The organism is Stappia taiwanensis, assembly GCF_014635285.1.
GTDB classification, from domain to species: domain Bacteria; phylum Pseudomonadota; class Alphaproteobacteria; order Rhizobiales; family Stappiaceae; genus Stappia; species Stappia taiwanensis.
This window is the reverse complement of sequence record NZ_BMCR01000001.1, coordinates 777,861-800,514: the sequence shown is the minus strand read 5'-3', so window position 1 is coordinate 800,514 and position 22,654 is coordinate 777,861. Positions and strand designations below refer to the sequence as shown.

The following is a 22,654-nucleotide window of genomic DNA, read 5'->3' as shown; positions in this document are numbered from 1 at the left end:
GTGTCTGATGGCGTCATTTCTTACCCCAATTTACCCAAGTGTGGTGCCGCGACCGGTTGAGCCTGTCAAGTCGATGGCGGACCATCGCTTGCGGTTCAGCCCTGTGGCCCGCGCCGCAGGGAGCGCGTGAAGGCCAGCTTGCAACAACAACAGATGGGGGTGGGGCGCCGCGCGTGTGACCTGACGCCACTGCCCATGGAGGAATGAAAGATGACCGCCAGACCCGTGCTTGTCGCCGGAACCTTCGACACCAAATCCGCCGAGCTGACCTATCTGGCCGACCGGCTGAAGGCGGCAGGGGTCGCCTGCAAGACCGTCGATCTGTCGACCACGGGCGGGGACGCAGGGACCGACATCACAGCGGGCGAGATTGCCGCCGCCCATCCGCGCGGGCCCAAGGCGGTCTTCACCGGCGATCGCGGCACCGCCGTTTCGGCCATGTCGCAGGCCTTCGAGGCCTGGGTCGCGGCTAGTCTGGACCAGATCGGCGGGCTGATTTCGGCGGCGGGCTCGGGCGGCACGGCGCTGGCCACCCCGGCCATGCGCGTTCTGCCCGTCGGGGTGCCCAAGGTGATGATCTCCACCGTCGCGTCTGGTGATGTCGCGCCCTATGTCGGCCCTTGCGACATGATGATGATGTATTCGGTGACGGATGTGCAGGGCCTCAACGCGATCTCGCGGCAGGTGCTGGGCAATGGCGCCGCCGCCATGGCGGGCATGATCCAGCATCCGCCGGTTGACGCGCCGTCCGAGGCCGAAAAGCCGGGCCTGGCGCTGACCATGTTCGGCGTCACCACCGCAGCCGTGCAGGCGGTCGCCGCCGGGCTGGAGGATGCTTACGAGCCCTTCGTCTTCCATGCCACCGGCGTTGGCGGGCGCTCGATGGAAAAGCTGGTCGACAGCGGCTACATGCGCGCGGTGGTCGACCTCACCACCACCGAGATCTGCGACATGATGATGGGCGGGGTGATGGCCGCCGATGAGGACCGGTTCGGCGCGATCATCCGCCACCGGGTTCCCTATGTCGGCTCCTGCGGCGCGCTCGACATGGTGAATTTCGGTGGTCCGGCCACCGTCCCGGCCCATTACAAGGGGCGGAATTTCTACGAGCACAATCCGCAGGTGACCTTGATGCGCACCACGGCGGAGGAAAACACCCGCATGGGCGACTGGATCGCCGGCCGGCTCAACCAGATGGAAGGCCCGGTGCGGTTCCTGCTTCCCGAAGGCGGCGTGTCGGCTCTCGATGCGCCCGATCTGCCGTTCTGGGATCCGGAGGCGGACGCGGCGCTGTTTACCGCCATCACCGCCCGCTTCATCCCCTCGGCGACACGCAAGCTGATCCGCGTGCCGCATCACATCAATTCGCCCGAGTTTGCGGCTGCGGCCATTGCGGCGCTGCGTGACATCGACTGAGAAGGACAGGACCATGCCGAGATTCGACCGCAAGGCACTGCTTGCGAAATTCCAGGACATGAAGGCCCGGGGCGTGCCGATCGTCGGCGGCGGCGCCGGCACGGGCCTGTCGGCCAAATGCGAGGAAGCGGGCGGGATCGACCTGATCGTGATCTACAATTCCGGGCGCTATCGCATGGCCGGGCGCGGCTCGCTCTCCGGGCTTCTGGCCTATGGCAACGCCAACGAGATCGTCAAGGACATGGCCTCCGAGGTCATTCCGGTGACCCAATCGACGCCGGTTCTGGCCGGGGTGAACGGCACCGATCCGTTCTGCAACTTCGACATGTTCCTTGATGACCTGAAGCGGCTGGGGTTCTCCGGCGTGCAGAACTTCCCGACCGTGGGTCTGATCGACGGGGTGTTCCGGCAGAACCTGGAAGAAACCGGCATGTCCTACGCGCTTGAGGTGGAGATGATCCGCCTTGCCGCGGAAAAGGACATGCTGACGACGCCCTATGTGTTCAGCGAGGCCGATGCGGAGGCAATGGCCAGGGCCGGCGCGGATATCATCGTCTGCCATCTGGGTCTGACCACCGGCGGCAGCATCGGCGCCGATACCGCCGTGACGCTGGAGGCCTGCCCGCCGTTGATCGACGCATGGGCGGAAGCGGCGCTTGCCGTCAATCCGGACCTCATCGTCCTGTGCCACGGTGGGCCGATCTCCATGCCCTCGGATGCGGAATACGTCTTGGCCAACACTCGCCATTGTCACGGGTTCTATGGGGCCTCGTCGATGGAGCGGCTGCCGACCGAGGTGGCGATGACCGAGCAGACCCGGGCGTTCAAGGCCATCACGATGACGAAGGCCGGGTAACCGGGCGCTTGCGAAGCGAAGGTCAGGGGCCGTCCCGCCTGTCGAAAAGGCGGGGCGGCCCTTTTGCTGTCTGCCGCTCGATCGCCTAGCTCACAAGCGCCTGGGGCACGGCCCGCCAGCCGGCGGTCAGCTTGCGATGCGGCGCTGCCGGCGCCTCGACCAGATCGAGCATCGCCACCGCGAAATCCGCATAGGAAATCTGCGACTGGCCTTGTGCGTCGGTGACCAGCGTGTCGCTGCCGAGGGCATAGTTTCCCGTGCGCGGCCCGTGCAGCAGCATCGCCGGCGGGCGCAGGCAGGTCCAGTTGGCCGTCTTGACGCGATCCAGCAGCGCGTCCTGGGCGGCGCAGGCCTCGGCAATGGGGCGCACCGCATCGGGCAGGAAATCCGGCGCGCTCAGCACCGTGTGGCCGCTGCCGTCGGCAAGCTTCAGCGTGGCCGCGCCGCCGGTGATGAAGAGGGGGACGCCGGTCTTCTCACCCGCCACAAGCAGCGCTTCGGTCAGCCGGACCAGATCCGGTTCATGTCCGGCCGGCGGGCGCAGGGCGCCGATCACCGCATCCTGTCCGCTGACAAGGGTAGCGGCGGTGCCGCCATCCGCCAGAAGGTCGGCTGTGACGCGGGTGAGGGGCCCGGGCAACGCCTCCAGCGCTTTCAGGGATCTGGCAATGGCGGTGACCGTGTGGCCCCGGTCGAGGGCTTCACGCACCGTTTGACGTCCGACGTCGCCGGTGGCTCCGAAGATCGTGATTTTCATGCTGTCTTTCCTTCTGTGAGGGAGGGGGAACGGGGCAGGCGTCCGGCCTGTTGGCCGAACCAGACGCTGGCGAGGACGATCACCGCGCCGAGTGCCTGGGTGGTGGAAAGGCTCTGGTCCAGCAGCAGCCAACCGAGCAGGATGGCGCTCAACGGGCTGAGAAAACCGAAGGCGGTGGCGCTGGCCGGGCCGAGCCGGGCAATGCCGCGAAACCAGAAGAAGTAGGTCAGCGCCGCGCCGATCAGGCCGAGCCAGAGAAACCCGGCCATGTTGGTGGCCGTCGGCAGGGGAAAGCCCGGTTCGGCCAGCAGCGCGACCGGCAGGAGCAGCAGCCCGCCCGCCGTCAGTTGCCAGGCGGTGAAGGTGAGCGGCGAGACCGGCGGTTGCCATTTGCGGGTCAGCACGGTGCCCGCCGCCATGGAGAGCGCGCCGCCGAGGGCTGCGGCGATGCCGAGCGCATCCAGCTCGCTGGCAGGCGTCAGAATCAACAGGCCAACGCCGAGAATCCCTGAAAGCGCGGCGAGAACGCCGGCCGGCCGGACGGGCTGGCCCAGGGCGGCGCGGGCCAGCAGCAGGACCAGCAGCGGCTGGGTCGCCCCGAGCGTGGCGGCGACCCCGCCGGGCAGCCGGTAGGCGGCGACAAAGAGCAGCGACCAGAACACGGCGAAATTCGCCGCGCCGAGGATCGCGAGCCGCCCGAGCCAGTCGACGGGCGGCAATTGGCGCACCAAGAGCAGCAGCAGGAGGCCGGCGGGCAGGGCGCGCAACAGGCTGACCGTCAGCGGGAAACCGTCGGGCAGCAGGGTGGTGGTGACGATGTAGGTGCTGCCCCAGATCGTCGGGGCGGCGGCGGTGGTGATGAGATCGGCGGTGCGGGACATGGCGTTCCTCATTTATCTTGATGTCAAAATAAGTCGAGAAAGCTTGACGTCAAGATAAAATCTTCAGATGGTGTCGCCATGGACCAGGTAGACAGAATTCTCGCTCAGTGGCGGGCCGAGCGTCCCGATCTCGATGTGGCGGACATGGGCACCATCGGCCGGCTCAAGCGCTTGCAGGCGCAGTTGGGCAAGGGCATGGACCGGGTGTTCGAGGCCCATGGGCTCAATGCGGCGAGCTTCGATGTGCTGGCGACCCTGCGCCGGGCGGGGCCGCCTTACGCGCTCAGCCCGTCCGATCTGGTGGCCTGGACCATGGTCACCTCAGGCACGATGACCAACCGCATCGACCGGCTGGAAAAGGCCGGCCTGGTGCGGCGCGACCGCAATCCGGAGGATGGGCGCGGCTTTGTCGTCGCCCTGACCGAGGCCGGATTCGCGCTGATCGATGCGGCGGTGAGTGCCCATGTGGACAATCAGCACCGGATGATGGCGCCGCTTACGCCCGAGGAGCGGCGGACGCTCGATCGGCTGCTGGCGAAATGGCTTGCGGGATTCGAGCCGCCCGAAGGCTAATTGGCAAGATCAGCGGCGGCGAGCTGCTCGGTCAGCCAGGCGCGGAAGGCGACCACCGGCGACTTGTTCTTTCGCTCCGGCGCGGCCAGAAGATAGTAGCTGCCGATGGTGATGTCGGTGTTCAGAACCTCCACCAGATTGCCATCGGCAATCTCCCGGGCGACGCTGAGCTGGGTGGCCAGGGCGATGCCCTGATCGGCGGCGGCGGCATCGAGCCCGAGACTTGCCGTCCACAACCTGGGACCGGAGAGCGGGCCGCGCGGTTCCACCCCGGCAGCGGCCAGCCAGCGACGCCACTGGCCATGGTCGCGCTCGTGAATCAGCGATTGTTCGGCCAGGGCGGCAAGGGAGGCGGGCACCCCATTGCGGGCGATCCATCCCGGGCTGGCAACGGGGAACATGCGCGGTGTCACCAGCACCTGCGCTGCCTGCGGGATCACCGCATCGGGCGCGAAGCCGATGAACAGATCCGCTTCATGGGCGCTGAAATCGGGCAGGGTCTCCGTGGCCCGGATCGCCACCTCCAGATTGGGCAGCAGCCGTTCGATCTCCGCAAGGCGCGGGCCGAGCCAGCGCCCGGCAAATCCGGGCATGGCCCAGATGCGCAGGCTGGCCGCGTCCCGCTGCGGCATCAGCTTTTCCAAGGAGGCCTCCAGCGCGGCGAAGGCATGGTCGGCGGCCTCGAACAGTGCTCGTCCTTGCGGCGTCAGGGTCGCGCCGAGCGGGCCGCGCGCAAGCAGCTTCGTCCCCACCCAGGCTTCGAGATTGCGCAGGTGCCGACTGACCACCGTGTGCGAGAGCCCGAGCGCTGTCGCCCCGCGCCGAATGCTGCCGGTGCGGCCGACCGCATGCAGGGCGCGGATCAGGTGGAGCGGGGGGAGGTTGGGCAGGGGCATGATGGCATGGGTCCGAAATGGGGTGGAAACCCTAGTGCACCGGGGAGGGGGAAACAATCTCTGCTTTCCGCACCGGCAGAAACTGCTAGATCGTGTCGCCGCGCAAGGTGCATGACCTTGTCGGGAGCAGCGGTGGCTTCGCGACAGTGCCAGCGGGCGCGATTCGCTTCGCGGATCGCCGGCGGTGCGTACACGGTCCGCTTCTCCTTGCGCTAACCCATTGCAACGACGTCCTGACCGGAGGCCCCAAGTGCTGATGTCGAACAAGCCCGTAATTGCCGTGATCGCCTGCAGTCGCGAGGTGGAAGGCGAGCCCGCGAGCATCGTCAAGCAGCGCTATCTCGATGCGGTGTCGCGCTATGCCGATGCGCTGCCGATTATCGTTCCGCCGACCGCCAGCCCGGCGGAAGCGGAGGCGTTGCTTGCCCGGGTCGACGCGGTGCTCCTGACCGGATCCAATTCCAACATCGAGCCCTCCCGCTATGGGGGTGGTGCGGCTGGTGCGCCACCGTTCGATCCGCCGCGCGATGAAACGGCCCTGCATTTGATCGCCGGGGCCATCGCGGCGAAAAAGCCGCTGTTCGGCATCTGCCGCGGCCTGCAGGAGCTCAACGTGGCCTTCGGCGGCACGCTGGCGGACGAGCGCGCCATCGATGGGGTGGAGGTCTCGCACCATGCGCCGGCGGAGGCGGATCTGCAGGAAATGTTCACCTATGGCCATCGGGCGCGGGCCGAGGCTGGCGGCGTGCTGGCCGATCTGGTCGGCACCGGGCCGATTGCCATCAATAGCGTGCATTTCCAGCGGGTTGACACGGTGGGCCAGGGGTTGACGGTCGAGGCGCGCGCCGAGGACGGGGTCATCGAGGCGCTGTCGGCCACGCAAGGAGAGGCGCCGGTGCTGGCGGTGCAATGGCACCCGGAATGGCAGCCGGAAGGGCGACATCACGACCTTGCATTCTGGCGATATGTCGGTACGCAGGCACGCAAGGCAATGACCCTACGTCCGGATGCTTCGTGATAAAAAAAATCTATCGGCAGAATTCCGCATTCGAATTGGACAGAATGCCGCGGATGCCTTGAAATGCCTGTATCTTACAGCGGTGAAGGTACCATGACAGACAAGAAGCTCTATCTGAAATTTATCGAATCCGGCGTCCAGGGCATCATTTCCCTTTATTGGGAAAACGCTCCGGAGACCTGCAAGGCCCTGTGGGGCGCGCTGGAAACGCCGATCCAGGTTCCCGCCAGTCATGCGATTTTCTCCGGTCCGGAAATCATGATGGGGCTGCCGGAGAGCGCACGCAATTTCGACCCGACCGCCCTGCCGCCGGAAAACCAGACCGTGCTGCCTGAGCCCGGCGATATGCTGTGGTTCTACCAGCCGAAGAACTTCTTCAAGATCGACCCGGACGAGTTCTGGGAGATCGGCATGTTCTACGGCGTGGGCGGGCGTACCTTCGGGCCGACCGGCTGGATTCCTTGCACCTATTTCGCCCGGATGACCGAAGGCCTCGATGCCATCGCCGAGCAGTGCCGGTTGATCCGCAAGGAAGGCGTCAAGACCATTGAGCTTGGTCGCCTCGGATGATCTTCAGGGTGCGGTCGGGCTTCGGCCGCACCCTTTGTTAGCTGCGATAATCAAGGAGAGGAGCACTGTGATGAAGAAGGTAATTTCGACGATTGCCGTTTCCGGCCTGGCAACCCTGATGGCCTCCACCGCCTTCGCGGCGGGTGAGACCATCACCATCAATTCCTTTGGCGGCGCGTATGAAAAAGCGCACCGGGCCTGCGTGATCACCCCGTTCGAGGAGGCCACCGGCGCCAAAGTTCAGGTTGTCACCGCCTATTCGGCGGACGCCTTCGCCCAGTTGCGGGCCCAGGCCGAAGCGCCCCAGTTCGACGTCATCCACTTCTCCGGCGGCCAGGAAATCGTTGGCGCGAAAGAAGGGCTGCTGTCCCCCATCGACCCGGCCAGCCTGTCGAATGCGGCCGACCTTTACGACTTCGCCAAGGCAAACCTTGCCGCCGGCGAAGGCCCGGCCTACTCGATCGCGGCGATTGGGCTCGTCTACAACAGCGTGACGGTGCCGAAGGAGCCCGCCTCCTGGTCCGACCTGCTCGACAAGGCCTATGCCGATCACATCGTGCTGACCGACATCTCCAACGGCTACGGCATGCTCGGCTTCCTGATGCTCAACAAGGTGAAGGGCGGCAGCCTGGACAACATCCAGCCGGGTCTCGACGCGGTCACCGAGCTTCTGGACAACGGTGCCATCGTGGTGTCGACCTCGCCGGAGATCCAGCAGGAGTTCGCCCAGAACGACGCATGGGTCGCGCCTTACGCCTCCGACTATGCCTACACCCTGCGCAAGGCCGGTCTGCCGGCGGCGTTCGTCCAGGGCAAGGAAGGCACGCCGGCGAGCTTCATTACCGCCAATCTGGTCGCGGGCCGCGACAATCAGGAGCTGGCGCTGAAGTTCATCGACATGTCGATCTCGGCCAAGGCCCAGGCCTGCTTCGCCGAGCAGCTGCGCTATTCGCCGACCAACGCCAAGGTGGTGCTGGACGGTGAGGTCGCCGCCGACGTCGCCTATGGCGAGGAGGCCGTTGCCGGTCTGATCCGCTTCGACCCGACCGTCATCGAGGCCAAGCGCTCCGAGTGGGTCGACGCCTGGAACCGCACCATCGCGCGCTGATCGATACCCAACCTGCCACCGCGCGGCCGCTCGGGCCGCGCGGTGGTTTTTTAAATGAGACCGAGCAAGGAGTACGGGACCCCGATGAGCGATCGCGCGGAAAATACGCTGCTGGTCTTACCAGGCCTATTGTTGCTCGCCCTGGCCTTTTTCGTGCCGATCACCCAGATGCTGGTGCTGTCGGTGTCCGGGGAGAATGGGCCGACGCTGGACCATTTCACTCGCTTTCTGGGCGACCCTTACTATCTCAACGTGCTCTGGCGGACCGTGCGTCTGTCGCTGATCATCACCGTGATCTGCGCGGCGGTCGGCTTTCCGCTTGCCTATATCATGGCGCGGGTCGGCCCGCGCCTGCGGCTCTGGCTGATCGTTCTCGTCATCCTGCCCTTGATGACCAGCGTGGTGGTGCGCACCTTCGGCTGGATGGTGCTTCTCAGCCGCTCCGGGCTGGTGCCGCAGGTGTTGCGTGACCTTGGCCTTGCCGAGCGCAATTTCTCGATCATGCAGACCGAGTTGGCCATCGTCATCGGCATGGTGCAGGTGCTGTTGCCGTTCATGACCTTGTCGATCCTGGGTGTGGTGACCCGCATCGACCGGCGCCTTGAGGAAGCCGCGCGCACCATGGGCTGCACCTTCATGCAGACCCTGCGCACCGTGGTGTTTCCGCTGGCCGTGCCGGGGATCGTCGCCGGGTCGCTCTTGGTCTTCACCCTGTCCGCCAGTTCCTTCGTGACGCCCAACCTGCTTGGCGGGTCGCGCATCCAGGTTCTGGCCGCCTCGATCTACCGGTCGGTGACCCAGACGCTGGACTGGCCCTTCGCCGCGGCGCAGGCCGTCATCCTGTTCGCCGGCATCCTGCTCATTCTCGTGCCCTATGCACGTCTGGCCGGAGGACGCTCCAATGGTTAAGGCCATTTCGACCCCGCTGCGCATTGCCGTGGTGATCTTCGTGGTGCTGACCGCGATCTTCCTTCTGGCCCCGCTGGTGGTGGTGGTGGGCGTCTCGCTCTCCGAAAGCCAGTTTATCGCCTTTCCGCCGTCGAGCCTGTCGCTGCGCTGGTATGAGCAGGTCCTGTCCTCGGACAGCTATGTCAGCGCCGCCTGGATCAGCTTGCGGGTGGCGATCCTGGTCACGCTCACCGCGACGCTGGTCGGCGGGGCGGCGGCCATTGCGATCCATCGGCGCAAGCTGCCGTTCTCCGGATCGCTGGCCACCTTCTTCCTGTCGCCGCTGGTGCTGCCGACCATCATCTATGCCATCGGCATGCTGATGCTGTGGAGCGCGGTGTTCGGGCCGGTCTCCATCGTCACCCTTTGGCTCAGCCATACGGTCATCACCATTCCCTATGTGGTGCGCACCACGCTGGCGGTACTGTCCGAATCCAATCCGTTTCTTGAGGAAGCGGCGCAGACTATGGGCGCCAACCGGCTGCAGCGGCTGTGGCTGGTGGTGGTGCCCCAGTGCCGGCCGGGCCTGGTGGCCGGGGCGTTCTTCGCCTTCAACATCTCCTTCGATGAGGCGGTGCTGGCTCTCTTCCTGCGCAAGCCCGGGCTGACCACCCTGCCGGTCCAGATCTATGGCCAGCTTGAGTTCAGTCCCGACCCGTCGGTCGCCGCCGTCTCGACCATCATGATTGGTCTGACCATCGCCCTGATCCTGATCATCGACCGCCTGCTCGGCGTGCAGAAATTCGCGAGTTCCTAACCCATGGCTGATGTCCGTCTCACACAGATCAAGAAGGCTTTCGGCAAGGTCGAGGTGCTGCATGGCATCACCCTCGACATTCCGTCCGGCGAGTTCATCAGCCTGCTTGGCGCCTCGGGCTGCGGCAAGACCACCTTGCTGCGCATCGTCGCCGGCCTCGAAGGGGTGACCAGCGGCACGGTGGAACTGGCCGGGCGCGACGTCACCGCGCTGCCGCCGGAAAAGCGCGACATCGCGATGATGTTCCAGTCCTACGCGCTCTTGCCCCATCTGTCGGTGTCCGAAAACGTTCGCTTCCCCTTGCGCATGCGCCGCATCGGCAGCCGCGAGGAGCAGGCCGAGAAGGTGCGCGACGCGCTGGAGACGGTGCAGCTCGGGCATCTCGCCGACCGCAAGCCGACCCAGCTTTCCGGCGGCCAGCAGCAGCGCGTGGCGCTGGCGCGGGCCATTGTCTCCCGGCCGAGCGTGCTGCTTCTCGACGAGCCGCTGTCCAACCTCGACGCACGGCTGCGCGAGGACATGCAGGTGGAGCTGATCGAGATCCACAAACGGCTTGGCCTGACGACGATCTTCGTCACCCACGATCAGGAAGAGGCGCTGAGCCTGTCCGACCGTATCGTCTTGCTCAATGGCGGCAATGTGGAGCAGCAGGGCGCGCCCAGCGAGATCTACACCAACCCGGCGAGCGGCTATGTCTCCAACTTCCTCGGCGCGGCCAATCTGCTGCCGGCGGTGATTTCGGAGACCGGCGATACGCTGTCCGCGCGGCTGGAGGACGGCCAGTCGCTGCCGCTTTCCTCCGACGAGAGCCGGCGCGGCGCGGCGACGCTCGCCCTGCGCCAGGAGGACGTCATCCTGTGTCCGGAAGGCGAGGGGCAGATCGTCGGCGAGATCGGCACCCGCATCTATCTGGGCGCGCGCAACCGCTATGTGGTGCATGTCGCCGGGACCGAGATCCGCGTGCTCGCCGGCACCGAGACCGTCTTTGAGGATGGCAGCCGCGTTGGCCTCACGGTCGACCCGGCCCGGATCCGGGCGCTGCCGCAGTCGTGATTTTCGCCTGTCGCCGCCCGGCGCTGACCGGGGCGGGCAGGCTGCTGACATTGAACGGAGACATGGATTATGAGCGAGTTTGAGACCCGTCTGTTCATCGGCGGAGCCTTTGTCGCGGGCGAAGGCCCGTCGGAGCCGGCGCACGATCCGGCACGCGGCACGGTGCTGGCTGAGGTGCCGTCGGCCAGCGCCGAGCAGGTGGACCTTGCGGTGCGCACCGCCCATGAGGCCTTTGCCGAGTGGCGGCGGACGACGCCGAAGGAGCGCAGCCGGATGCTGTGGGCCATCGCCGATGCGGTCGAGGCCAATGCGGATGCGCTGGCGCGGGTGGAATCGCTCAATGCGGGCAAGCCCTTGCGGTTCGTCGTTGCTGGCGAGCTTGCCAATGTCGCCGACGTCTTCCGCTATTTCGCGACCGCTGTGCGCAACATTCCCGGCGTCGCCGCGAACGGCTATCGCTCCGACCGTATGACCTCGATGCTGCGCCGCGATCCGCTCGGGGTGATCGCCTCGATTGCGCCGTGGAACTATCCGCTGCTGATGGCCGCGTGGAAGCTGGCGCCGGCGCTGGCGGCCGGCAACACCGTGGTGATCAAGCCTTCGGAGAACACGCCGCTCAGCCTTCTGGCCTTCGCCAAGATCCTCGACACGGTGCTGCCGCGCGGTGTGGTCAACGTGGTGTGCGGCAACGGGCCGGATGTGGGCCAGCCGCTGATCTCCCATCCCTTGGTGCGGATGATTTCGCTCACCGGCGATGTGCGCACCGGCCGGGCCATTCTCAAGGCGGCGGCGGGCGAGCACATCAAGCGCACCCATCTGGAGCTGGGCGGCAAGGCGCCGGTGATCGTGCTGAAGGATGCCGATCTCGATGCGGTGGTGGAAACCCTGCGCGAGGCCAGCTTCTACAACGCCGGGCAGGACTGCACCGCCGCGTGCCGGGTGTTCGCCGAGCGGAGCATCGCCGAGACCCTGACCCGCCGTCTCGGCGACATGGTCGAAAGCCTCGTCTATGGCGAGCCGGAGCGCGATGATGTCGAGTTCGGTCCGCTGATCAGCGCCAGTCAGCAGGCCCGGGTCGCCGGCTTCGTTGACCGCGCGCGTGCGGATGGGGCGGAGATCGTCGCCGGCGGTGCCCAGCCTGATGGCGCCGGGTTCTTCTACCAGCCGACGCTGGTGCGCGCCGATCTGCAAAGCGAGATCGTGCAGAAGGAGATCTTCGGGCCGGTGGTGACGCTGACCCCGTTCGACACGCCGGAGGAGGCGACCGCCTTCGCCAATGCGTCCGAATACGGGCTCGCCTCCTCGGTCTGGTCGCGGGATGCCTCGGCGGCGATGCGGGTGGCCAATGCGCTGGAATATGGCGTCACCTGGGTCAACACCCATGGCGTCTTTGCCACCGAAATGCCGCATGGCGGCATGAAGAACTCCGGCTACGGCTCTGATCTGTCTATGCAATCCCTGCTGGAGTACACCCAGGCCCGCCATGTGATGATCGCCTCCTGACGGCGGCTGCCGGCCCGGTTTTCGGGCCGGCCCTTCACGAAAAGCCTGGGGCCAGCCGGTGCGATCTGCTAGGGAATGCGGGCAACTGCCATGGATCTCCTGATGCGCCTGCTGGACATGAAAACCTATGTCGCGCTCGCCCGGAACCGCCATTTCGGGCGGACGGCGGAGGAGCTCAACACGACCCAGCCGGCGATTTCCAGCCGGTTGGCCTCGATCGAGCGCGAGCTGGGCTGCAAGCTGGTGATCCGCGGCGAGGGGCGCTTCGCGCTGACCTCCGACGGGGAGAACGTTCTCCAGCATTTCGAATCCGTGCTGGCGGGGATGGATTCTCTCAAGGACTCCTTGTCCGGCGCCGATCACAACAGCCATGAACCCTTGCGGATCGGGGCGATCGACTCGGTTTCCTCCACCTGGATGCCGCAGCTGATCGAGGCGCTGCACCGGGAGTTTCCGGGGCTGAAAATCGAACTGACCGTCGATGGCACCAAGCCGCTGGTGGCCGGGATGCGCAAGGGCGAGTTCGACCTGGTCTTCTGCCTGCATCCGGTGCTCGATGAGGGATTTCGCAGCTACACGGCCTGCGTCTTCCAGATGAGCTGGGCCGGTTCGCCCAAGCTGATCGACCCGGAACGGGTCTATTCGGTGGCGGCGCTGGCGGATCTGCCGATCATCTCCTTCCCGAAGAATTCGCCGCCATATCAGATGGTTGCGCCCTATTTTCACGACGAGCAGGCGCTCGCCTCGAAGCTGACGAGCTGCAATTCGCTGTTCGCCATCATCAACCTTCTGATCGACGGCTTCGGCGTCGGCGCGGTGCCGACGGTGACCATCGCACGTGAATTGCAGATGGGCCTGTTGCATCCTATCCGGGTGACCAAGCGCTTTCCGCCGATGCCGATCATTGCCTCCTATCAGGCGAGCCTGCGCCAGGAGTTCATCCGCCAAATCGTGCGTCAGGCCAAGCGCTGCACCGCCGACTATTGCGCCAGCGCCAATCCGGAGATGGTCTGGATCGACTGACCGGCCCCGCGATTTTTCGCGGGCGGAGTGCGGATGCTTGCGTGCGTTCGGAGACTCGCGCTAGGCTTGCGAATATCGACAATTTCTCGTGCAACTCCGGCACTCTTTTTCGTCTTTTTGTGCTTTTCTTGAGGTTTTTCAGCGCGTGCAATTCGCCCATTCCACGCCGGATCCAGACCGGCAAAACTGGCAGCCGCTTTCCGATCATCTGACCGCCGTCGCCGCTCTGGCACGAGCCTTCGCCGCGTCCTTCGGCGGCGGGCACGCGGCCGAGCTGGCCGGGCTGTTGCATGACCTTGGCAAATACTCCGCCGCGTTTCAGGCCTACCTGGAAGGGTGGGGCGGGAGCGTCGATCACTCCACCGCCGGGGCGCAGTGCGTGCGGGGATTGCCGTTTCAGAAGATGGACCGGCTGATGGCCGATCTCTTGAGCTTCGTTATCGCCGGGCATCACGCCGGGCTGGCGGACTGGCTCGGGGCAAGTGGCGGCTTGCGCAGCCGGCTGGACAAGAGAACCGAGCCGCTGGACGAGATCTGGCGCCAGGAGATATCCCCGGGTGACGGGCCGCTGGTGCCGGCGGGCTTTGACTGGAGCCGGGACAAGGAGCGGAGCGCCTTTCAACTCGCCTTCCTCGGGCGGATGCTGTTCTCCTGTCTGGTCGATGCGGATTTCCTCGATACCGAAGCGTTCTACGCATCCGTCGACGGGGTTGAGGTCGACCGGTCCTGGCCCCGGCTGGAGGATGAACTCGGTGGCCTGATCGCCCGCTTCGACGGGTTCATGGCGGCCAAGCAGGCTGGCGCGCCGACCTCGCCGGTCAATCGGCTCAGGGCCGATATCCTCGCCCATGCGCGGGCGCAGGCAGAGCTTTCGCCGGGCCTGTTCACGCTCAACGTGCCGACCGGCGGCGGCAAGACGCTGGCCTCGCTCGGCTTTGCGCTCGATCACGCCCGCCGGCACGGGCTGGAGCGGATCGTCTACGCCATTCCCTTCACCTCGGTGATCGACCAGACGGCGGCGGTGTTCCGCGAGGTGTTGGGCGATGAGGTGATCCTGGAGCACCATTCGGCGATCGAGGAGGAGGTGCCGTCCCGCGATGAGCAGCGCTGGGGGCGGGACAAGCTGCGGCTGGCAATGGAGAACTGGGCGGCGCCCCTCGTTCTGACCACCAATGTGCAGCTGTTCGAAAGCCTTTTTGCCGCGCGCACCTCGCGCTGTCGCAAGCTGCACAATCTGGCGCGGAGCGTCATCATTCTCGATGAGGCACAGACCATTCCGCTGCATGTGCTGCGCCCTTGTGTCGCCGCGCTCGATGAGCTGGCGCGCAACTACGGCGCGACCATCGTCTTGTGCACCGCGACCCAGCCGGCGCTGGCCGCGCCGCGCTTTGCCGGTGGGCTGGCGCTCGATCTGGCGCGTGAACTGGCGCCCGATCCGGCGGACCTGCACGCCAGGCTGAAGCGGGTGCGGCTGGAGGTGGTGCCGGAGGAGATGACCGATACCGATCTGGTCGGCGCGCTCGGCGAGGTCTCTCAGGGGCTGGTGATCGTCAACAGCCGCGCCCATGCGCTGATGCTTTATCGGGAGGCGGTGGCCGCCGGGCTTGAGGGGGTGGTGCATCTCACCACCCGGCAGACGGCGGCGGACCGGCGGCGGATCCTGGCGGATATTCGCGGCCGGCTTGTTTCCGACCGGCCCCAGCCCTGCCGGGTGATCGCCACGTCGCTGGTGGAAGCCGGTGTCGATCTGGATTTTCCCCGGGTGTGGCGGGCCGAGGCGGGGCTCGATCAGATCATGCAGGCGGCCGGACGCTGCAACCGGGAAGGGCGGCGGCCGGTGGAAGACAGCGTGGTGACGGTGTTCCGCCCGGCTGAGATGAAGCCTCCGCGCGAGATTGCTGGCTTTGCCGCCGCCACCGGACGGGTGCTCGCCAGCGGCAAGACGCTCGACGATCCAGCGGCGATCCAGCGCTATTTCGAGGAGGTCTACTGGCAGAAGGGGCCCGGCCTCGACAGAGAGGAAATCCTCACCAAGGCCTTCGGTGTGAGCCGGGGAACCCTCGACTTTTCCTACCGCTCGGCGGCGGAGAAGTTCCGCATGATCGAAAGCGGCATGGCGGCGGTGATCATTCGGCACGACAAGGCGGCCCAGTCTGTCCTTGCGGCGCTGGCGAAAGGGCTGTCTCCGGCTGCCGCCGCTCGCAAGCTGCAGCCTCATGTGGTGCAGGTGCCGCCGCAGCAGCGGAAGGAACTGCTGGACAATGGTCATGCCTGTTTTGTCGAGGGCTTCGGCGATCAGTTCGCGGTGCTGGAGAGCGATCGCCTCTACACCATGGAAACCGGCCTTGCCTGGGAGCAGGCCGGGGAACTGGGGGTCGAGAACGGGATCTTGTGACCGTGAAAAGGGCCGCAAGCTGAAGGGAATAGGCCCCGGGCGGCATTGCGGCTGATGGAGCGTGAAGCGCTCGCGAAGGATTGTGATCGGAGCCGGTGATGCGGAGCCGGCAGGAAACAAGTGGAGGGGGTATGCCCTACGGCATCCAGTTGCGTGTTTCGGGCGATTTCGCCTGTTTTACCCGCCCGGAGATGAAGGTGGAGCGGGTTTCCTATGATGTCATGACGCCCTCGGCGGCGCGGGGCATTCTGGAAGCCATTCACTGGAAACCGGCGATCCGCTGGGTCATTGACGAAATCCGGGTGCTGGAGCCCATCCGCTTCCAGTCGATCCGGCGCAACGAGGTTGGCGCCAAGGCGCCCGCCGCCAAGGTCCGCTCGGCGATGAAATCCGGCCGGGTCGGCGATCTGGTGCTGGTGGCCGATGACAACCGGCAGCAGCGGGCGGCGACCGTGTTGCGCGATGTGGACTATGTGATCAGCGCGCATTTCACCCTGACCGAGCGGGCGGGCGCGGAGGACAGCGAGGGCAAGCATCTCGATATCTTCAACCGCCGCGCCCGCAAGGGGCAGTGCTTTCACCAGCCCTGCCTCGGCACGCGGGAGTTTCCGGCAAGGTTCGAACTGGTCGAGCCGGGCGCGTCGGTGCCGGAGGCCATTGGCGAAAGCCGCGATCTCGGTTTCATGCTGTGGGACATCGACCATGGCCGGGGCGGGGCGCCGCTGTTCTTTCGGGCAGGCCTCGACCAGGGCGTGGTGCGGGTGCCCCGGCCCGGGGCGCCGGAGATCCGGCGATGAGCCCGCTGGCGGCGCTGGCGCGCGCCTATGACCGGCTGGCCGAGGCGGGCGAGGTGCCGGCCCAGGGCTACAGCCAGCAGAAGATCGCCTATCTGATCCCCCTCCTGGCCGACGGCCAGCCCGCCGGTCCGCCGGTGGATTTGCGCGAACAGGAGGGCCGCAAGACCCGGCCCCGGCTGATCGCCGTGCCGCAGCCGACCAAGCGCACCTCGGGCATCGCCCCCAACTTCCTGTGGGACAAGACCGCCTATGTGCTGGGGGTGACGGCGGGCGAGGGCAAGCGCACGGCGAAGGAGCACGCGGCCTTCATCGCCAGGCATGAGGAGTGGCTGGCCGGGACGCAGGATGAGGGGCTGACGGCGCTGCTCCGGTTCCTCGCCTGGTGGCGGCCGGAACGCTTCGCCGAGCTTGGCTGGCCGGAGGAGATGGTGGACCAGAACCTCGTCTTCGCGCTGGAAAGCGAGCGTCTGGATGGTGTTCATCTGCATGACCGGCCCGCCGCGCGGGCGCTCTGGACGGACCTGTCGAGCGGGGCGGAAGGCGGCGAGGCGGTTTGCCTCGTCACCGGCGAGCCGGGGGCGGTGGCGCGGCTGCATCCGGCGATCAAGGGCGTGTGGGGCGGGCAGTCGTCCGGCGGTTCGATCGTCTCCTTCAATCTGGATGCCTTCACGTCCTATGGCCATGAGCAGGGCGCCAATGCGCCGGTGTCGGAAGCGGCGGCCTTTGCCTATACCGCCGCGCTCAACCACTTTCTGGAAACCGGCAGCACGCACCGCATCCAGATCGGCGATGCCTCGACCGTGTTCTGGGCCGAGGGACCAGAGGCCGGCGAGGCGGAGGATGTGTTCTCCAGCTTCATGGGGGTCGATGAGAAGGCCGAGGCGCGCAAGGTGGGCGACATCCTGGCGCGGATCCGCGAGGGCCGGCCGCTCGGCGAGGTGCTGGGGGACCTGCAAGGGGTCCGGTTCTACGTGCTTGGGCTGGCGCCCAATGCATCGCGGCTGTCGGTGCGGTTCTATCTGGAAGACGATTTCGGTGTGATCGCCGCGCGCTATCTGCGGCACCTGCAGCGGATGCGGATCGAACCGCCGCCGAAGGACGAGGCGCCGTCCATGTGGCGGATGCTGATCGAAACCGCCACCTTGCGCAAGAGCGAAAACATCCAGCCCAACCTTGCCGGTGAGTGGATGCGGGCGATCCTGTCGGACACCCCCTATCCGCTGACGCTGCTGGCCAGCCTGATCATGCGGCTGCGGGCCGACGGCGATGTCAACGCGCTGCGGGTGGCCATTCTCAAATCCGTTCTGATCCGAAATTTTGGCAAGACCTTCAAAGGAGAGGTGCCCGTGGCGCTCGATACCGAATTTCAGGAAACCGGCTATCTGCTGGGGCGGTTGTTCGCCGTTTATGAGCATATCCAGACGGCGGCGCTTGGCCGCAATCTCAATGCGACCATCAAGGACAAGTTCTACGGCTCCGCCTCGGCGCAGCCGCGCAAGGTGTTTCGCCATCTGGATGCCGGCGCCGCGCCGCATCTGTCGAAGATCGGCAAGCAGCGGCCGGGGCAGAGGATCGCCCTGGAAAAGCAGCTCGGCGGCATCATGGACCTGATGGAGCCGGGGGGCGACCCATTCCCGGCGCATCTGCCGGACCGGCAGCAGGGGCTGTTCGCGCTCGGCTATTACCACCAGCGCAATGATTTTTTTCGCAAACACACTTCATCTGAGACCGGGCATGAGGCCGGAGAGGACACCCAATGACCGTACTTTCCAATCGCTATGACATTGTTTTTCTGTTCGATGTGGTCAATGGCAACCCCAATGGCGACCCGGATGCGGGCAACCTGCCGCGCATGGACCCGGAAACCAACATGGGGCTCGTGTCCGATGTCTGCCTGAAGCGCAAGATCCGCAACTACACCGAACTGGCCAGGGGCGAGGAGCCCGGCTGGCGGATCTATGTGCAGGAAGGCTCGGTCCTCAACGAAAGGCACCGCGAAGCCTACACGGCGGTGCGCGGCGAGGATGACAAACTTGCCAAGGCGGCCAAGCTGAACCCGCAAGGGGAGGACGAGGCGCGCAAGATCACCGGCTTCATGTGCGACAATTTCTTCGATGTGCGCGCCTTTGGCGCGGTGATGAGCACGGGGATCAACGCCGGGCAGGTGCGCGGTCCGGTGCAAGTCGCCTTCGCCCGCTCACAGGAGGCGATCCTGCCGCTGGAAATCTCCATCACCCGCATGGCGGCCACCACCGCCAAGGAAAAGGAGGACCGGGACAAGGGCGATGGCGAGGAGCGCACGGAAAACCGCACCATGGGGCGCAAGCACATCGTGCCCTACGGGCTTTACCGGGCGCATGTGTTTGTCAATGCCAAGCTGGCGGAAAAGACCGGCTTCACCGAGGCGGACCTCGACCATCTGTTCGAGGCGCTGAAGATGATGTTCGAGCATGACCGCTCCGCCGCGCGCGGCGAGATGGCGGCCCGGCGGGTGATCGCTTTCAAGCACGCGTCCCCGCTCGGCAACGCGCCGGCTCATACCCTGTTCGACCGGGTCGAGGTGCGGCGCCGCTCCAATGGCGATTGCTATCCGCTCGGTGATCCGCGCCTCGACAACCAGCCGCCGGCCCGGCGCTTCGAGGACTACGAGGTGCTGCTTCACCGCGAGGCCCTGCCGGAGGGGGTGGAGCTGATCGAGGTGCTGTAGCTCTTGTCTTTGCTGCAAAGTTGCGTGGCGGCGCCCCCGATCCGGAGGGCGCCGCCGTGCCGTTGGGGGAGCGGGGAAGCGTCGCTCGCCCCGCGCGAACCGCAAGCGTGCCGGAAAACCCCGGGAGGTTCGCGCTCCTTCTAGGTTATTGAAATCGCTGATCTTTTTTCTACGGGCGGGGCCGCCCGACCCTGCGCTGCGCGTCAAGCGAGGCAGGTTCGCGCAACGCGCCCGATTTTGTTTGGTCCCTCAATATGATAGCAAGGGGACGTCGCCCCCTCACGGGGGCGTGGATTGAAACGATGACGCAGAACGGCCTGATGACCCGGAACGAGTCGCCCCCTCACGGGGGCGTGGATTGAAACGCCATGATCATCGGCAGATCCTGCGGCTTGGCGGTCGCCCCCTCACGGGGGCGTGGATTGAAACCGCTAGCGATAGGGACAGCGATCTATTGCGAGATAGTCGCCCCCTCACGGGGGCGTGGATTGAAACGCGCTTCGCAAGAGGTCTGGATTTCAAAATCGGGCGCGTCGCCCCCTCACGGGGGCGTGGATTGAAACGCGCTGGCATGGATCAGCACTGGGCCAAGGCGCGGTCGCCCCCTCACGGGGGCGTGGATTGAAACAGACAATCCAATACATGAAAGATACAGCGTTGATGTCGCCCCCTCACGGGGGCGTGGATTGAAACCTCAGCGCCGTAGCGGCGATGGAGGACGCGGATCGTCGCCCCCTCACGGGGGCGTGGATTGAAACCACCGTTACGGGGGACGTGACGCGCGGCAACTTGTCGCCCCCTCACGGGGGCGTGGATTGAAACACCGCGCTCACGCTCACATGGGTGCTCGATGAGACGTCGCCCCCTCACGGGGGCGTGGATTGAAACTTCGGCGATTTGCCGTGCGCGCTCGGTAAGGACGTGTCGCCCCCTCACGGGGGCGTGGATTGAAACGTCGGAGCGGGAAAGGTCCTTGAAATCTCCGACGGTCGCCCCCTCACGGGGGCGTGGATTGAAACCAGTAGACGTAGTGCCCGGCGGTCAGCACCTCGCGTCGCCCCCTCACGGGGGCGTGGATTGAAACTCGATCTGGTACGCGCCAAGATCAACATCATCCGGTCGCCCCCTCACGGGGGCGTGGATTGAAACATCCCCCAAGCGATCGCATCGACCGCGGATCGCGTCGCCCCCTCACGGGGGCGTGGATTGAAACCGGCGTTGAGGCGGCCGAGCCGCAGCCGCCGGCGGTCGCCCCCTCACGGGGGCGTGGATTGAAACATCTCGGCGATCCGCTCATTGAGCGCCTGGATCGTCGCCCCCTCACGGGGGCGTGGATTGAAACACGGCGGCTTACGCAAGACCGCGAGAATACAAGGGTCGCCCCCTCACGGGGGCGTGGATTGAAACCGCGTCTGGGGTTTCCTCTGCAATGACACGAGCCGTCGCCCCCTCACGGGGGCGTGGATTGAAACTCGATTTCTGAAAAGGCCACCGGCCGCCACCCCAGTCGCCCCCTCACGGGGGCGTGGATTGAAACTGGACTCCTACGGCACGCCGCTTGCCCTAGCCGGTCGCCCCCTCACGGGGGCGTGGATTGAAACCACCAGCACCAGCGCGCCCGACTGAATCTCCAGGTCGCCCCCTCACGGGGGCGTGGATTGAAACTGTTCAAGCGCGAAGGAGGCCTGACGGCCGTTGACGGTCGCCCCCTCACGGGGGCGTGGATTGAAACATGGACGGCCGCAAGGCTCTGTTCGCACGGATCCGTCGCCCCCTGATTGGGGGGGGCGGGGTCAGGCCGGGGCGGGCAGGGCGCGGGCCTCGCGGAAGGAGACCAGCCGCCGGGCCTGTTCGTCCCACAGGACGAGCTTGATGCAGCCAAGGCTCTGGCGGAAGGTGATGCGGCCGATGTCCCGCAGTTGCGGGTGGTCGCGCAAGACCTGCGGCAGGCGGTAAAACGGCACCTTGCTGGACAGGTGATGCACGTGGTGGATGCCGATGTTGCCGGTGATCCACTGCAGCACCGCCGGCAGGTCGTAATGGGAACTGCCATGCAAGGCGGCATGCTGGAAGGTCCAGTCGTCGCCCTCCGACCAGTGGGTCTCCTCGAACTGATGCTGGATGTAGAACAGCCAGACACCGCCGGTGGCGGCCATCAGCGTGATCGGCAATTGCACCATCAGGAACGGGCCGAGGCCCATCAGCCAGATCAGCCCGGCGACCGGCAGGGCGATGCCCAGATTGGTGGCGAGCGTCGAGGCCCAGGGCTGCACCCCGGCGCGCATCAAACCGACCGGCAGGCGGTACTGGCAGATGAACAGCCAGGCGGGCCCCAGTCCGAACATCACCACCGGGTTCCGGTACAGCCGGTAGCGCAGGCGGCCCCAGCGCGACAGCGCCCGGTATTCGGCGACCGTCAGGGTATCGACGTCGCCGATGCCGCGCTTGTCCAGATTGCCCGCGGTGGCGTGATGGATGGCGTGGGTGCGGCGCCAGTAGTCGTAAGGGGTGAGGGTGAGAACGCCGATCATGCGCCCGGTCCAGTCATTGGCATTGCGCCGGGTGAACAGCGCGCCATGGCCGCAGTCATGCTGGAGAATGAACATGCGGATGAGAAAGCCGGCGGCGGGGATCGTCAGCAGCAGGCCCCACCAGATGCCATGAACAGCGCAATAGCTGGCCAGCGCCCACAGGCTGGCGAAAGGAAGCACGGTGACGACGACCTCGAAGATGCTGCGGGCCGTGCTCGGATGGCGGTAATTCGCCAGAACGGCACTCCAGGAGCGGGCATCGCGCACGGGGGCGGTGTGCGCGGCGGCATCATTTTTCACAAGACCTCCAGGCTGGGACATGCGCCCAGTCAAAACGGGTTTTTCGCCGGCATGCGGCGTGGGCGCGGGGATCCGGTCACAAGGCGGGCGCCCCCAAAACAAAAAAGGCCGGGCGTGAGCCCGACCTCTTCTTCATCTCGACAATCCGTGCCAGCACAAGAGCGGTCATGGATTGAATAAGACGTAATTACACAGACTGAAGGTTTTCAGCAGCGTTCTTGCCCGAACGGTTGTCCTTGACAACGTCGAACGAAACCTTCTGGCCTTCGACCAGCGTATGCATGCCGGAGCGCTCCACAGCGGAGATGTGAACGAACACGTCCGCACCGCCCTCATCCGGCTGAATGAAGCCGAAGCCCTTGGTGGTGTTGAAGAATTTTACGGTTCCAATGCTCATGACGATTTCCTTTCAATCGCTCAGAGAAAAATGCCCACCCCAGATGTTCCAGGATGAACGGATGGCGTCGACATTGATAGGGAAGATCGTCAGAGCGCCATCGGCGCGGAACAAAATTCGTCAGCCAAGATCGATGATCCCTATATAGGCACGTTCTCCGGCCAGCAC

General features: G+C 65.8%; 19 protein-coding genes, 1 pseudogene and 1 CRISPR repeat array. Of the genes and pseudogenes, 15 read left to right on the top strand and 5 right to left on the bottom strand.

Annotation, left to right across the window (positions count from 1 at the left end):
* Nucleotides 1–225: 225 nt before the first annotated feature.
* Both IEV83_RS03555 and IEV83_RS03550 read left to right on the top strand, forming a co-directional pair.
* Nucleotides 226–1,416 (top strand): annotated as a pseudogene (locus tag IEV83_RS03555) (Tm-1-like ATP-binding domain-containing protein); the annotation flags it as partial.
* A gap of 13 nt (nucleotides 1,417–1,429) precedes the next feature.
* On the top strand, nucleotides 1,430–2,272 hold the full coding sequence (locus tag IEV83_RS03550; RefSeq protein WP_181761577.1) for a phosphoenolpyruvate hydrolase family protein: 843 nt from the start codon (nucleotides 1,430–1,432) through the stop codon (nucleotides 2,270–2,272).
* Nucleotides 2,273–2,357: 85 nt separating this feature from the next.
* On the opposite strand, the gene IEV83_RS03545 is transcribed toward IEV83_RS03550, so the two are convergent.
* Nucleotides 2,358–3,029, bottom strand: a complete 672-nt coding sequence (locus IEV83_RS03545) for an NAD(P)-dependent oxidoreductase (protein WP_181761576.1) — start codon at nucleotides 3,027–3,029, stop codon at nucleotides 2,358–2,360.
* A complete protein-coding gene (locus IEV83_RS03540) occupies nucleotides 3,026–3,910 on the bottom strand; it encodes an EamA family transporter (RefSeq protein ID WP_181761575.1) in 885 nt (294 codons plus the stop codon). Before IEV83_RS03540 ends, IEV83_RS03545 begins: the two co-directional genes overlap by 4 nt.
* 78 nt (nucleotides 3,911–3,988) lie before the next feature.
* Between IEV83_RS03540 and IEV83_RS03535 the strand changes: the two genes are divergently transcribed.
* Nucleotides 3,989–4,483 carry a MarR family winged helix-turn-helix transcriptional regulator gene (locus tag IEV83_RS03535; RefSeq protein ID WP_181761574.1) on the top strand — a complete coding sequence of 165 codons (495 nt, stop codon included), beginning with the start codon at nucleotides 3,989–3,991 and terminating at the stop codon, nucleotides 4,481–4,483.
* On the opposite strand, the gene IEV83_RS03530 is transcribed toward IEV83_RS03535, so the two are convergent.
* On the bottom strand, nucleotides 4,480–5,379 hold the full coding sequence (locus IEV83_RS03530) for a LysR substrate-binding domain-containing protein (protein WP_181761573.1): 900 nt from the start codon (nucleotides 5,377–5,379) through the stop codon (nucleotides 4,480–4,482). The two genes, IEV83_RS03535 and IEV83_RS03530, sit on opposite strands and share 4 nt — an antisense overlap.
* 256 nt (nucleotides 5,380–5,635) lie before the next feature.
* On the opposite strand from IEV83_RS03530, the gene IEV83_RS03525 reads away from it, so the two are divergent.
* From IEV83_RS03525 to cas7c, 12 genes are all read left to right on the top strand, one after another.
* Complete coding sequence (locus IEV83_RS03525; RefSeq protein WP_181761572.1) at nucleotides 5,636–6,397, top strand: gamma-glutamyl-gamma-aminobutyrate hydrolase family protein; 762 nt, start codon at nucleotides 5,636–5,638, stop codon at nucleotides 6,395–6,397.
* A 93-nt stretch (nucleotides 6,398–6,490) separates the two neighbouring features.
* Complete coding sequence (locus tag IEV83_RS03520; RefSeq protein WP_181761571.1) at nucleotides 6,491–6,967, top strand: DUF3830 family protein; 477 nt, start codon at nucleotides 6,491–6,493, stop codon at nucleotides 6,965–6,967.
* Between the two features lie 70 nt (nucleotides 6,968–7,037).
* Nucleotides 7,038–8,075 carry an ABC transporter substrate-binding protein gene (locus IEV83_RS03515; protein ID WP_181761570.1) on the top strand — a complete coding sequence of 346 codons (1,038 nt, stop codon included), beginning with the start codon at nucleotides 7,038–7,040 and terminating at the stop codon, nucleotides 8,073–8,075.
* 84 nt (nucleotides 8,076–8,159) lie between these two features.
* Entirely contained in the window at nucleotides 8,160–8,984 is an 825-nt protein-coding gene (locus IEV83_RS03510) for an ABC transporter permease (protein ID WP_181761569.1), read from the top strand.
* Entirely contained in the window at nucleotides 8,977–9,780 is an 804-nt protein-coding gene (locus IEV83_RS03505; protein WP_181761568.1) for an ABC transporter permease, read from the top strand. The genes IEV83_RS03510 and IEV83_RS03505 overlap by 8 nt, the downstream gene beginning before the upstream one ends.
* A gap of 3 nt (nucleotides 9,781–9,783) precedes the next feature.
* Nucleotides 9,784–10,833 (top strand): ABC transporter ATP-binding protein, encoded by a 1,050-nt coding sequence (locus IEV83_RS03500; protein WP_181761567.1) that lies wholly within the window; start codon nucleotides 9,784–9,786, stop codon nucleotides 10,831–10,833.
* Between the two features lie 69 nt (nucleotides 10,834–10,902).
* A complete protein-coding gene (locus tag IEV83_RS03495; protein WP_181761566.1) occupies nucleotides 10,903–12,336 on the top strand; it encodes a gamma-aminobutyraldehyde dehydrogenase in 1,434 nt (477 codons plus the stop codon).
* 90 nt (nucleotides 12,337–12,426) lie between these two features.
* Nucleotides 12,427–13,359 carry a LysR family transcriptional regulator gene (locus tag IEV83_RS03490; protein WP_244628043.1) on the top strand — a complete coding sequence of 311 codons (933 nt, stop codon included), beginning with the start codon at nucleotides 12,427–12,429 and terminating at the stop codon, nucleotides 13,357–13,359.
* 145 nt (nucleotides 13,360–13,504) lie between these two features.
* A complete protein-coding gene (locus IEV83_RS03485; RefSeq protein ID WP_181761565.1) occupies nucleotides 13,505–15,754 on the top strand; it encodes a CRISPR-associated endonuclease Cas3'' in 2,250 nt (749 codons plus the stop codon).
* Between the two features lie 131 nt (nucleotides 15,755–15,885).
* Entirely contained in the window at nucleotides 15,886–16,551 is a 666-nt protein-coding gene (gene cas5c / locus IEV83_RS03480; protein ID WP_181761564.1) for a type I-C CRISPR-associated protein Cas5c, read from the top strand.
* A complete protein-coding gene (gene cas8c / locus IEV83_RS03475; protein ID WP_181761563.1) occupies nucleotides 16,548–18,311 on the top strand; it encodes a type I-C CRISPR-associated protein Cas8c/Csd1 in 1,764 nt (587 codons plus the stop codon). The genes cas5c and cas8c overlap by 4 nt, the downstream gene beginning before the upstream one ends.
* On the top strand, nucleotides 18,308–19,258 hold the full coding sequence (cas7c, locus tag IEV83_RS03470) for a type I-C CRISPR-associated protein Cas7/Csd2 (RefSeq protein WP_181761562.1): 951 nt from the start codon (nucleotides 18,308–18,310) through the stop codon (nucleotides 19,256–19,258). Before cas8c ends, cas7c begins: the two co-directional genes overlap by 4 nt.
* Nucleotides 19,259–19,528: 270 nt before the next feature.
* A CRISPR array of direct repeats spans nucleotides 19,529–20,990; the repeat unit is 31 nt; unit sequence GTCGCCCCCTCACGGGGGCGTGGATTGAAAC.
* 61 nt (nucleotides 20,991–21,051) lie between these two features.
* Here cas7c and IEV83_RS03465 read toward each other — a convergent pair.
* On the bottom strand, nucleotides 21,052–22,122 hold the full coding sequence (locus tag IEV83_RS03465) for a fatty acid desaturase (protein WP_425332210.1): 1,071 nt from the start codon (nucleotides 22,120–22,122) through the stop codon (nucleotides 21,052–21,054).
* A gap of 154 nt (nucleotides 22,123–22,276) precedes the next feature.
* Complete coding sequence (locus tag IEV83_RS03460; protein ID WP_181761561.1) at nucleotides 22,277–22,486, bottom strand: cold-shock protein; 210 nt, start codon at nucleotides 22,484–22,486, stop codon at nucleotides 22,277–22,279.
* Nucleotides 22,487–22,654 lie beyond the last annotated feature (168 nt).